The sequence below is a fragment of the Winogradskyella sp. genome (assembly GCF_013042245.1).
Lineage (GTDB): Bacteria > Bacteroidota > Bacteroidia > Flavobacteriales > Flavobacteriaceae > Winogradskyella.
On the sequence record NZ_JABDQL010000103.1, the window covers coordinates 1 to 12,854 of the forward strand.

Sequence of the window (12,854 nt, forward strand, 5' to 3'; positions counted from 1 at the left end):
ATTTGGTTCCAACATGTGAAGGTCATTACGTGCTTATTACCGCTATATGTTTTAACTATTCTATCAAAAACTCGCCTTGGTAGAAAGTCTGTAAGTTGAGCGAAAATGTATTTGCCTTGATTCATGGGTTTTTGCTATTTTAAAGCAAAAGTCCATTTTCTATTTCAAATCGTCACGCTGTTAAAAGTCGTTACAAATACGATTAACAAAGAATTTCAAAGAACTTTTATTTATTTTTATTGCTCACTAGTGAACAATTATATTAAAAACTGAAACAAATCAGGTTTATCATTGAGGTAATCTCCAAAGAAGTCATGAAGTTTCATTTTTGTAATTAAAGGGTCCAAATCTTTTGGTGATTTTAATTGTAGCCCTACTACTGCAACATCATTTTCTCTATTTACTTTTTTGGTATATTCAAAGTGAGTAATATCGTCATCAGGTCCCAAAATAGTGGTTACAAATTCTCGCAATGCTCCTGCGCGTTGAGGAAATTTTATAATAAAGTAATGCTTAAGATTTGCATAGAGCAGAGCACGTTCTTTTATTTCTGCTGTGCGCGTGATATCGTTATTACTCCCGCTAATGATACATACTACATTTTTACCTTTTATATCTTCAGAAAATTGTTCTAAAGCAGAAAGGCTTAGTGCGCCAGCAGGTTCTACAACAATCGCATCTTTGTTATATAGGTCTAATATGGTTTGACAAATTTTACCTTCATCAACCATAACCACGTCATGCAAATTTTCTTTACAAATGGCAAAGTTTAAATCGCCAACACGTTTTACAGCGGCACCATCTACAAAATTTTCTATAGTTTTTAATCGTGTGTTTCTGTTGTTTTTAATAGAGGTTAACATTGAAGGTGCACCTTTAGGCTCAACACCAATAATTTTGGTTTGCGGTGATAGCGCCTTAAAGACACTTGACAGCCCTGCCGATAAACCGCCACCGCCAATAGGCACAAATACATAATGTATAGGATCTACTTTGGCTTGGTCTATAATTTCTAAGCCAACTGTGGCTTGACCTTCAATTACTTTTTCGTCATCAAAAGGATGAATAAATGTTTTGTTGAGACGCTCACATTCTGTCATTGCAGCATGATAAGCATCATCAAATGTGTCACCTATTAAAACCACATCTATATAGTCTTCACCAAACATTTTTACCTGTTCAATCTTTTGATTAGGCGTTGGTGATGGCATAAAGATAGTTCCCTTTATTTTTAAGATTTTACAGGAAATGGCAACACCTTGTGCATGATTTCCGGCACTTACACAAACAATTTCATTTTCGATTTGAGACGCACTTAGAGAGGAGATTTTATTATAAGCACCTCTAATTTTATAAGAGCGCACTTCTTGCAAATCTTCTCTTTTAAAAAAAATATTGGCATCAAACTGTTTTGAATACTGCGTATTCTTAATTAAAGGGGTTACGGATGCTATCCCTTTTAATTTTTCTGCTGCAGCTTCAACATCTTTTAAATTAGGCTTATATGTTGTTGTAACGTTTTCCATTATTAATTCTCACAAAAGTGAAAATGTTTTCAATTACTATTATTTATTTTCAATTACTGTTTCATAATGTTCAACTGTTGGAAATGGTTCATAATAGTGGTGTAGTAGTGTTTTCCATTTTTTATATTCTTCAGATTCTCTAAAACCAATATTATGGTCTTCTACAGTTTCCCAATCTACAAGCAATAAATATTTATTTTTTACCTCAATACACTTTCTCAACGTATGGCCTTTATAACCTTTAATTGCACTAATATATTTTTTAGCTTTTAAAAAATCTATTTCAAATTGTTTCTCAAGGTTTTCTTTTACATTCAGAATAGCTGTTTCTAAAATCATCTCTTTAATTTATTGATTTTTGCTTGTACAGGAATAACAAATCTATGCTAAAACACTCTCTTGAGTTGGTTGAGATTTAATTACTTTCATTGCTGTCATTGCAGCACGTAATCGTTGTCCAACATTTTCAATAGGATGATTTTTTATGGCGTCATTCACTGCAATAAGTTCAATATTATCTACGGCGTTTGTTTTTGCAAATGGGGTTCCAATTACAGATAAATTAACGGTTTTCATGAAATCTGCTAGTAAAGGTTTACAAGCATGGTCAAATAAATAACAACCATATTCTGCAGTGTCAGAAATCACGCGGTTCATTTCAAACAATTTCTTACGCGCAATAGTATTTGCAATCAATGGTAATTCGTGCAGAGATTCGTAGTATGCTGAATCTTCAATAATACCAGCGCTTACCATAGTTTCAAAAGCTAGTTCTACACCAGACTTTACAAAAGCTACTAGTAATGTTGCATGGTCAAAATATTCTTGTTCAGAAATATAATCTGTTGTAAGTGCTGTTTTTTCAAAAGCAGTTTTGCCAGTAGCTTCTCGCCATTTTAGTAAGTTAGCGTCATTATTAGCCCAATCTTCCATCATGGTTTTTGAGAAATGACCTGAGATAATATCATCCATATGTTTATTAAATAATGGACGCATGATACCTTTTAATTCTTCCGATAATTCAAACGCTTTAATTTTAGCTGGGTTAGATAAGCGATTCATCATATTAGTAATACCCCCATGCTTTAAAGCTTCAGTAATGGTTTCCCATCCAAATTGTATAAGTTTAGCAGCATAGCCTGGTTCAATACCTTCTTCTACCATTTTATCGAAGGATAAAATAGCACCTGTCTGTAGTAATCCGCATAAAATAGTTTGTTCTCCCATTAAATCACTTTTTACTTCGGCAATGAAAGATGATTCTAAAACACCAGCTCTATGCCCTCCAGTAGCCACTGCATAGGCTTTTGCTTGTGACCAGCCTTTTCCTTCTGGGTCATTTTCTGGGTGAACAGCAATTAATGTCGGAACACCAAATCCTCTTTTGTATTCTTCTCTAACCTCAGTACCTGGACATTTTGGGGCTACCATAATAACAGTGATATCTTCACGAATTTTAAGGCCTTCTTCTACAATATTAAATCCATGTGAGTAACTTAAAGTAGCTCCTTTTTTCATTAACGGCATTACAGCTTTTACAACGTTGGTATGTTGCTTGTCTGGCGTTAGGTTTAGAACTAAATCTGCTGTAGGAATTAATTGGTTGTATGTGCCAATAGTAAAACCATGAGATGTTGCATTTTTGTATGAGTCACGTTCTTCATCAATAGCCACTTGGCGTAAGGCATAAGAAATATCTAAACCGGAATCTCTCATATTGAGCCCTTGGTTTAATCCTTGTGCGCCACAACCAACAATTACAATTTTCTTTTCTTTTAAGGCGTTTACTCCATCTTCAAATTCAGAAGCATCCATAAAACGACACTTTCCTAATTGTTCTAATTGTTCTCTTAATGATAAGGTATTAAAATAATTTGACATTGTTATTTTTTTAATGTTGAAATGCTTCTAGCATTGTTGATATTTTCATCTCGTTTTTTGTCACTGCAATACGGCCTGAGCGAACAAATTGCATAATACCAAAAGCACTTAACTCTCTGTATAATAAGTCTATTTCTTCTTTTCTTCCTGATTTTTCGAGAACAAAAAACACTTTATTTACAGTGACAATTCTTGAGTTACTTTCTTTAATAATATTTTGTATTTGACGTTCTTCAAACAACAAATTTGATTTAATCTTAAACATGGCAGATATTTGATAAATGGTTTCATCATCTGTGTGATAATATGCTTTGATAACCTCCACTTGCCGTTCTAACTGACCAATAATTTTTTTCATTTGGTCTTCGGTAATATTTACGACTAACGTAAATCTAGAAACTCCCTCAATTTCAGATTTCGAGGTATTTAAACTTTCAATGTTTATATGTCTACGCTGAAAAATTGCAGAAATTCTATTCAACAATCCAATATTATTCTCAGTATAAATTGATACTAAAAAAGGTTTGATATCTTTTTTCATAATTACTCTAATCTTATATCAGATACAGTTGCTCCTGATGGTATCATCGGAAACACATTATCTTCTTTCTCTACACAAACTTCTAGGAAATAGGGTTCTTTGCTTGCCACCATTTCTGCCACGGCATCTGCCAGCTCTTCTCTTTTGGAGACCCTTCTGGCATTAAGGTAATAGCCTTTTGCAATGGCTACAAAGTCTGGATTAGTCATCTCAGTAGACGCATAGCGTTTATCAAAAAACAATTGTTGCCATTGTCTAACCATACCTAAGAAATCGTTATTAAGCACTACGACTTTTACGGCTGTTTTTTGTTGAAAAATCGTACCAAGTTCTTGTATAGTCATTTGATAACCTCCATCGCCAGAAATTGATATGACTTCTCTTTCTGGTTTTGCCATTTTTGCACCAATGGCTGCTGGTAGACCAAAGCCCATAGTTCCTAAGCCACCTGAGGTAATATTACTTTTGGTCTGATTAAATTCTGCATAGCGACATGCTATCATTTGGTGTTGACCAACATCACTTACAATTGCTGCCTCTCCTTTGGTTTGTGTATTAATTTCTTTCAATACTTCACCCATGGTTAAACCCTTTTTAGTGGGGTAAAGGTCTTTTTTTATAACTTTTTCGTATTCTACGTTATACAGTTCTTTAAACTTTTGGTGCCATGCTTCATGTGAATTTACATTGAGCAGTGGCAGTAATGTTTTTAAACTCGATTTTGCATCTCCTAAAACTGCAACATCTGTTTTTACGTTTTTGTCTATTTCGGCGGAATCAATCTCAAAGTGAATTATTTTGGCTTGTTTTGCATAGGTGTTTAAATTTCCTGTTACACGATCATCAAATCTCATACCTATTGCAATGAGTACATCACATTCATTGGTTAAAACATTAGGCGCATAATTACCGTGCATGCCTACCATACCAATATTTAATGGGTGAGAGGTAGGGATGGCAGAAGCTCCTAAAATGGTCCATGCAGAAGGAATGCCAGCTTTTTCAATAACAGCTTTAAGTTCTTCCTCGGCTTCACCTAAAATAACACCTTGCCCCCAAACAATCATCGGTTTTTTAGCCTTGTTAATCAGGTCTGCAGCTACTTTTACGACTGTTTCATCTATTTTTGGTACAGGATTATAACTTCTAATCCCAGTGCATTTTTTGTAGTTAAAGTCAAGTTCTTCAAACTGTGCATCTTTTGTGATGTCTATAAGAACAGGTCCTGGTCGCCCACTTTTAGCAATATAAAATGCTTTGGCGATGACTTCCGGTATTTCAGAAGCCTTAGTGACTTGATGGTTCCATTTGGTAACAGGAGTTGAAATCCCAACAATATCAGTTTCTTGAAAGGCATCACTACCTAATAAATGCGATGTCACTTGCCCCGTAATACATACCATTGGCGTAGAGTCTATTTGTGCATCTGCAATTCCTGTAATAAGGTTAGTTGCCCCAGGTCCTGAGGTTGCCATGGCTACACCAACCTCACCAGATATTCTTGCAAAGCCCTGTGCAGCGTGTGTGGCGCCTTGTTCATGGCGTGTAAGGACATGATGAATCTTATTCTGATATTTATATAATTCATCGTAGACTGGCATAATTGCACCACCAGGATACCCATATAGTATTTTTACACCTTCTTCTATTAGGCATCTTACGATAGCCTCACTACCAGAAATACGCTCTGGAGATTGTTGGGGTTTGCTATGTGTTTTTATAGATTGTGTTTCTTTCATAGACACTTTGTTTAAAATTCATCAGTAACACATCCTTTAGAAGCAGATGCTACTGTTTTTGCATATTTATAAAGGACACCACGTTCAAATTTTAATTTGGGAGCTTTCCAGTTTTGTCTTCTTTTTTGTAACTCTTCTTCAGAAACTTCAACTGAAATTGTATTTGTTTCTGCATCTATGGAAATAATATCGCCATCTTGAACTAATGCTATGGTGCCACCTTCTTGTGCTTCAGGCGTTATATGGCCAACTACAAATCCGTGAGTTCCGCCCGAGAATCTGCCATCTGTAATCAAAGCCACATTTTTTCCTAAGCCAGCACCCATAATAGCAGCGGTTGGTTTTAGCATTTCTGGCATTCCAGGGCCTCCTTTAGGGCCTTCGTATCGAATAACCACAACATCACCTTTTTTTACTTTTCCATCTCTTATGCCATCATTAGCGGCATATTCGCCTTCAAAAACTATGGCTTTACCCTTGAAGCTTAATCCTTCTTTACCTGTTATTTTTGCTACGCTTCCTTCTGAGGCTAAATTGCCATAAAGCATACGTAAATGACCTGAAATTTTAATTGGTTTTTCTACGGGTCTTATGACATCCTGTCCTTCGGTTAAATCTGGAAGGTCTAATAAGTTTTCAGCCATTGTTTTTCCTGTAACTGTTAAGCAATCACCATGTAAAAGTCCTTTTTTAAGAAGGTATTTTAATACAGCAGGTATTCCTCCAATAGCATGTAAATCTTCCATTAAATATTTTCCACTAGGTTTTAAATCAGCCAAAAAAGGGGTATTGTCACTGATATCCTGAAAATCCTTTAAAGTAAAGTCAATTTCTGCTGCTCTGGCAATGGCTAAAAAATGAAGCACAGCATTAGTAGAACCGCCTAATATGGTCACTAGTCTTATTGCATTTTCAAGAGATTTTTTAGTTATAATATTCGATGGTTTGATGTCTTTTTCTAGTAAAAGACGAAGGGCTTCACCCGCCTTTATTGATTCCTCCTTTTTTTCATTACTTAGTGCAGGGTTAGAGGAATTGTATGGTAATGCCATACCTAAAGCTTCTATGGCAGATGCCATGGTATTTGCAGTATACATACCGCCGCAGGCGCCAGCTCCAGGACATGCTTTTTCGACTATGCTCTGGTATTCGTTTTCAGTCATGGTACCTGCAACTTTACTTCCCCAAGCTTCAAATGCAGAAACCACATCTAGTTTTTTATTATTATGACAACCAGAATCAATAGTGCCTCCATAAACCAAAACACTTGGTCTGTTTAACCGTATCATTGCCATTAAGGCACCTGGCATATTTTTGTCACAACCCACAACTGTTACCAATGCGTCATAACTCATGGCTTGCACTACAGTTTCCATTGAGTCGGCAATAATATCACGAGAAGGTAATGAGTAGCGCATTCCTGGAGTTCCCATAGAAATGCCATCGCTTACACCTATAGTATTAAATATTAAGCCAACTATATCTTCATTTTTTGTACCTTCTTTAACCAATTTAGCTAAATCATTAAGATGCATATTGCAAGGATTGCCTTCGTAACCTGTACTTGCAATACCAACGATTGGTTTATAAAAGTCTTCTTTGGTAAGTCCAATGGCATGTAACATGGCTTGCGCAGCTGGTTGTGTTGGGTCTTGAGTAACTGTTTTGCTATATTTATTTAATGGATTCATGTTTTTACTACAAAGTGATAATCTATTCAAAAATCTAAAGTAAGCTTTGTATTAGGTCTGTATTAAATTTTAAGATTAAGTTCATCTAAACTCAACACTACTAGGAGTGTTTTAAGATATTGAAAATCATATAAATATAAAATATTTCATATGATGTTCAAGTCGTTGAAGTTTTTGAATAATTTTTTAATGAGAGAGAAATATAAAAAGTATAAAACCAAAAAACCCAATTCATTAGAATTGGGTTTTAAAGTGGTGCCTCCAGCACCAACTAAAACCTTACTAAAATATTTCATTTCTTATTAATTCTGCTTATAAGCCCTATAAAACACAGGTTTATCAAGCATTCCTATTTTGTTTTTATTAAGCATATTCTAAATAAATAAACCCTAAAAAGCACACAAAAAAGCACACAATTTTGTATCTTTAAGTCAAACAAATCAAGGTTATGACTGCTATTTCACGTTCTAAAGGTACAGCACGTTTTGCATTTAGGGAATCGAATGCTAAACTACAAAACTCAAAACAAAAACCGAGTTTAATTATTTTAAATTTTGCCTATGGTAATACGCGTTTCAGATACTCAACTGGTTATAAAAGTTGTTATGCGGATTGGGATTTTAAAAAGCAAAGAGTAAAAAATAAAGCTTCTATCACAAATAAAGATGAAGTAAACGACTTCTTAAGTGGCTTAGAAAAATTTATCAATAGTAAGTATTCTGAATTAACCAAAGAGCAAGGAGATGTATCCAAAGATGTTTTAAAGTATCATTTAGACGTATACACAAAGAAGATAAAACCTAACGAGGAGTTTAATAAAAACCTTTCTTTCTTCGAGGCTATACAAAAATTTATAGATTTAAAGGATGGTCAAATTTCAGATGTCACGCTTCGCTCATATAAGCAAACCCAAAAACGTCTTAAGGAATACGAAAGATATTATAATACAAGATTGATATTCCAAGCTATAGACATGAGTTTCTATAATAAATTTACCAAGTTTATGGAAGTCAATAACTATTCTTTAAACACTATAGGGAAGCATATAAAAACACTTAAAACTTTTTTAAACTATGCAGTTTCAGAGGGCTATTCTACTAACCAAAAATATAAAAGCAATGATTTTAAAGTCAAAAAGGAAATAACCACTGAAATATACCTAACTGACCAAGAAATAAAACAAATGTTTGAAAAGGATTTATCTAAATATCCTGAGTTAGAACATGCAAGAGATGTTTTTCTGATGGGATGCTATACAGGTCAGCGAATAAGTGATTATAATGGCTTAAAAGAAGATGATATTGTTAAAATCGATGGTGTGCAATTCTTCGAAATCAAACAAAAGAAAAACCGTAAATATGGTAGAGTAGTGCATTGCCCTATCACTAAGGAAATGAAAACCATAATGAAATCAAGATATAATGGTAAACCACCAAAAAAGATACACGAACAAGACCTAAACGAAAACATCAAGCAAGTTGGGCAAATGTTAGAATGGAATGACTTAATCAAATGCGAATACACTAAAGGCGGTATTCATCATTCTAAAATGATTCCAAAATACGACCTAATCAAATCCCATACCGCAAGAAGAAGCTTCTGCACCAACAAATATAAAGCCGGTATGAGTGTGTTCGATATCATGCTATTTTCAGGTCATACCACAGAAAAAGAATTTTATAAGTATATTCGGATTAAAGAACAAGAAAGAGCCTCGCATATAGTTAAGAGCGGTTTTTTTAATATATAGTTCTTATTTTTCGATACAAATACGTGTAAATTATGGTAGATGATTATTCGTTTAATAAATTCTGCGAGTTGCTTAGTGATGAAGCTATTTTAAAAACATCTACAGCTTTTGGTGTTGCTAAGCAATTTCAAACTTACATAGCAGACATAAAGTCTCAGGTCTTGAAAGAATTAATGAACAGGACTGAAAATCAAGACGTCTATTTAGATTTCCTAATCAATGAAATTGAGAAACAAGAGTATATCAAAGACGCAGGACTTAGATATATTGAGCGATGGCTAAAAGAATATGATACAACGGTAGAAGATATTTTAGAGCGTGCAGATTTTAGCGAACCAATTTATGCTGTATTAGCAAGACACTATAATGACATGGAACCCTTTTCTGAAGAAAAGGACAAAGCATTTTTAGTACAATCTAGTTTCTTAAGTTATTTCTGCAAACTTTATGCTGATGAACTCATAGACTTCCTGAAATCCAAAAAGCCAAAACCTAAAAAGCAAGAAGTAATACCACCAACAAACAACAAACCATTTAAGGACGAATATCTAATCGCTTTTTGTAAAGAAATTAGTAACGAAAGAGCCATAAAAGAAAATACATTTATGCAATTGTATGACTATGGCATCACACATTATGGCCCTTATTTAGAATCTGAAATCACGGAAAACTTACTGCTTCTCAATAAAGATAAAAAAGAAGATTATCTAAACTATGTGTTAGATAAAATCAATAAAACCCCTTTTGCAAGTATTCCTGAGGACTATATTGATAAATGGCTTACTAAGTATAAAGTCGATAGAAATGAGTTTCCAAATTTCAAAAATCAAGAATTAAATGAGGTATTAGAAACCTACTATGCAAGCGAACATATCACAACATATGACAAACAACACGCTTTGCTAGACATACAAATCGACTTCTATTGCTATGCAGCTATGCTAGAGGTTAAAAAAATAGTTACGTTTATTGAAACCAAATCAGGAAAACAAAAAGAAACACCTCTTACAGTGAAACAGGAAAAATCAAAACAACTAACCGTAAATCAAATTGTATTACTACTTCAGGAAACAGGTTTCTTTAATCATCCAAATATTGAAAACGCATCCAAAGTAAAGCAATCAGAGTTAATTAGTTTGCTTACAGGTTTAAATGGCAAGAACATAAAAACAGCTATTCAAAAATTAGATAAAAAGCCAAGCGAACTAGGTGAAAACTACCAAAAGGATAATGATAAAATAGAGCGAATTTTAGACAACCTTTCATAGTGTTGGAGTATCTATTGGAGTTACACCAATGGTAAGAAACAGTTAAGTGCTATATACTTTTACACCATCAAACAAATAAAAACGTATCGATGGATCAGAGTAAATTAACACAAGTATTTGGTATCTCACCAACTGAATTAAAAGAATACATCTTAGAAGATGTAAGAACAGAGTTAAAAGCAATCACGCAACATTTTCAACCTGTAAAGCCTGCGGAATACATCACTAGAAAAGAAGCAGCAAAAATCTTAAAGGTATCATTAGTAACCCTATCAGATTGGAATAAAAAAGGCGTTCTAAAGCCTTATAGATTAGGAAACCTAATCAGGTATAAACGCACCGAATTAGACGAAGCATTAATTAAAATTAATAATAAAAACAGTTAGTCATGTCTACATTCAAACACCCAATAAACGATAGTCTCAGAAAAATTAGTGACAGACTAGATTATCTCATCAAGCAACAGCGACTTAAAAATAATCAGCATCCAGATTATGTAATTTTAGATAATGCAGATATTATGTCACTGTTTAAGATAACCTCTAAAACAGCGCACACATGGCGAGAGGAAGGTGTATTGCCATACCTTCAAATAAAATCTAAGATTTTTTATAAGCTATCCGATATGTACAGAATTATCGACGAAAATTACAAGCCAAGTAAAAAAAAATAGCAAAAACACCAACAGTTAATATCCCTTTGCAAATGTGTAATTGGGTAGTTTTAAACAATACCGAAAACCCCTTTAGGCTATTTGTTTATCTAAAATTAAGCTACCCATTAGGTAAGATAACATGGAATACATACAATATTGACTGTGCAAGCTTAACGCTATGCAACACAACAAAAACTATAAAGTCAAATTTTAAACGACTTATAAAACTAAAGTGGCTGTATTACGATGAAGAATTTCAATATTACAGACTACTATCACTAGAAAAAATAAGACAAGATTACGACTGGGTATCACGCAGAGCCTATCCTTTCACATATAACGATCTAAACCATATAAGAGCAACATTAGGCGCAATTATATACACACAACCTTATAAAACATATTGCAGGAAATTTTTCAAACGCAGTAGCAACGTGCTAAAAAGTAGAAGCGCCAATGAGTCTATTGCGTTTTCCTGTGATATCAAAAGATATGCAGAGGTCTCTGTATTGAGTATTCATAAATTTTATGGAATCACCATATGTAAAGCCGTTAGATTAAAACAACAAGCAGAAAAGTTTGGTTTAATCGAAGTGAAAAAGCAATACATAAAACTTAAAAAAGACCAAGTATATGTGGCCAAAAAGGGTAACGAATATTTGGGTTTTAGTCAAAATGTAGTTTATATCAATGGTGACCACTATTTTCAACAAATTGATAAGATTTACACCGATTTATACTTTAAGAGAAGGAAGAAATTAGAAACATTATAAGTAGATATATTAGGGTGCAACAATACTACTATAACTCTTAATACTACTAATAACCAAATAAAGAAAAGAAAAGAGCGCATGCCTAGAGTGTTTAAAATAAAAGATAAAGATGTAATGGGGAATTCCTCAATGTTATACCGATATATATTTATATTTTTATAGACCGTATTTTCAAAACACAAAAAGCCTATATGAATGCTACCCAAATAGAAAAAAACGTAACAGCCTTAGTTAATGATTTCAATAAAGAAGAATTTGTATTCGACTTACTGAAAGCCTACGGTATATCTAAAACAACGATAACACGTTTAAAGAAAGGGGATTTTAACTTATCTAAAGTTGAAGGTGAAGTACTCTATAAAAGTAAACTGCTTTTTAAAGAGGTTGAATCTGGTGCACTATTAAACACAATAGATGAACTAACAAAAAATACCGATGCCTTAAAACACAATCCACGCTTTGTAATTGTTACAGACTATAAAACACTACTAGCAAAAGATACAAGAACAGGCTTAGCCTTAGATACACCTATACTAGAAATCCATAAACACTTTGGTTTCTTTTTACCTTGGGCAGGACAAGAAAAATACGCACAAAAAAACGAGAATTATGCCGATAGAAAAGCCTCTGAAAAGATGGCCAAAATGTATGATATATTAGTACAAGAGAATCCTGGTATCTACGAAGATGGTGGTCATAACCTAAACATCTTTCTATCTCGTTTGCTCTTTTGCTTTTTTTCAGAAGACACCGATATATTTCCTATTGAGGGTATGTTTACAGATACCTTAGAGCAACATACGCAAAAAGATGGTAGTGATACAAATACATTTTTAGATAGGCTTTTTAAAGTTTTAAACACAGAAGACAATAGTAAAGAAGCAGATCCTTTTGATAAATTTCCATATGTAAATGGTGGTTTATTTAGAGATACAATAGTATCACCGAAGTTTACTAAAGAAGCACGAAAAATAATTATTGAGTGTGGCGATTTAGATTGGAGCGAAATCAATCCAGATATTTTTGGCTC

13 protein-coding genes are annotated in these 12,854 nt (G+C 33.7%); 6 read left to right on the forward strand and 7 right to left on the reverse strand.

The annotated features are described in order from the left end of the window. The 7 genes from HKP48_RS12280 to ilvD form a co-directional block, all read right to left on the reverse strand. On the reverse strand, positions 1-125 hold a 125-nt coding region (locus HKP48_RS12280), incomplete at its 3' end, for a DUF4372 domain-containing protein (protein ID WP_363928609.1). A 132-nt stretch (positions 126-257) separates the two neighbouring features. Continuing rightward, entirely contained in the window at positions 258-1,526 is a 1,269-nt protein-coding gene (gene ilvA / locus HKP48_RS08255) for a threonine ammonia-lyase (protein ID WP_296344725.1), read from the reverse strand. A 39-nt stretch (positions 1,527-1,565) separates the two neighbouring features. Further along, positions 1,566-1,865, reverse strand: coding sequence for an antibiotic biosynthesis monooxygenase (locus HKP48_RS08260; RefSeq protein WP_296344727.1), 300 nt, complete (start codon positions 1,863-1,865; stop codon positions 1,566-1,568). A 42-nt stretch (positions 1,866-1,907) separates the two neighbouring features. Beyond that, entirely contained in the window at positions 1,908-3,407 is a 1,500-nt protein-coding gene (gene ilvC / locus HKP48_RS08265) for a ketol-acid reductoisomerase (protein ID WP_296344729.1), read from the reverse strand. 10 nt (positions 3,408-3,417) lie between these two features. After that, positions 3,418-3,948: an acetolactate synthase small subunit gene (gene ilvN / locus HKP48_RS08270; RefSeq protein ID WP_296344731.1), complete on the reverse strand. Its 531-nt coding sequence runs from the start codon at positions 3,946-3,948 to the stop codon at positions 3,418-3,420. Between the two features lie 2 nt (positions 3,949-3,950). Then, the gene (ilvB, locus tag HKP48_RS08275) at positions 3,951-5,687 is read right to left on the reverse strand and encodes a biosynthetic-type acetolactate synthase large subunit (RefSeq protein ID WP_296344733.1); all 1,737 of its coding nucleotides are present in this window, start codon (positions 5,685-5,687) and stop codon (positions 3,951-3,953) included. A gap of 11 nt (positions 5,688-5,698) precedes the next feature. Continuing rightward, a complete protein-coding gene (ilvD, locus tag HKP48_RS08280) occupies positions 5,699-7,378 on the reverse strand; it encodes a dihydroxy-acid dehydratase (RefSeq protein WP_296344735.1) in 1,680 nt (559 codons plus the stop codon). Between the two features lie 448 nt (positions 7,379-7,826). Here ilvD and HKP48_RS08285 point away from each other — a divergent pair, with 448 nt between their 5' ends. The 6 genes from HKP48_RS08285 to HKP48_RS08310 form a co-directional block, all read left to right on the forward strand. Continuing rightward, positions 7,827-9,128: a site-specific integrase gene (locus HKP48_RS08285; RefSeq protein WP_296344737.1), complete on the forward strand. Its 1,302-nt coding sequence runs from the start codon at positions 7,827-7,829 to the stop codon at positions 9,126-9,128. A gap of 32 nt (positions 9,129-9,160) precedes the next feature. Beyond that, positions 9,161-10,396, forward strand: a complete 1,236-nt coding sequence (locus HKP48_RS08290) for a hypothetical protein (protein WP_296344738.1) — start codon at positions 9,161-9,163, stop codon at positions 10,394-10,396. 89 nt (positions 10,397-10,485) lie between these two features. Then, on the forward strand, positions 10,486-10,782 hold the full coding sequence (locus tag HKP48_RS08295) for a helix-turn-helix domain-containing protein (RefSeq protein WP_296344740.1): 297 nt from the start codon (positions 10,486-10,488) through the stop codon (positions 10,780-10,782). 2 nt (positions 10,783-10,784) lie between these two features. Beyond that, positions 10,785-11,069 (forward strand): DNA-binding protein, encoded by a 285-nt coding sequence (locus HKP48_RS08300; RefSeq protein WP_296344742.1) that lies wholly within the window; start codon positions 10,785-10,787, stop codon positions 11,067-11,069. Positions 11,070-11,101: 32 nt separating this feature from the next. Beyond that, positions 11,102-11,824, forward strand: coding sequence for a hypothetical protein (locus tag HKP48_RS08305; protein WP_296344744.1), 723 nt, complete (start codon positions 11,102-11,104; stop codon positions 11,822-11,824). A 191-nt stretch (positions 11,825-12,015) separates the two neighbouring features. After that, the coding region (locus tag HKP48_RS08310; protein ID WP_363928610.1) for a type IIL restriction-modification enzyme MmeI at positions 12,016-12,854 on the forward strand (839 nt) is incomplete at its 3' end.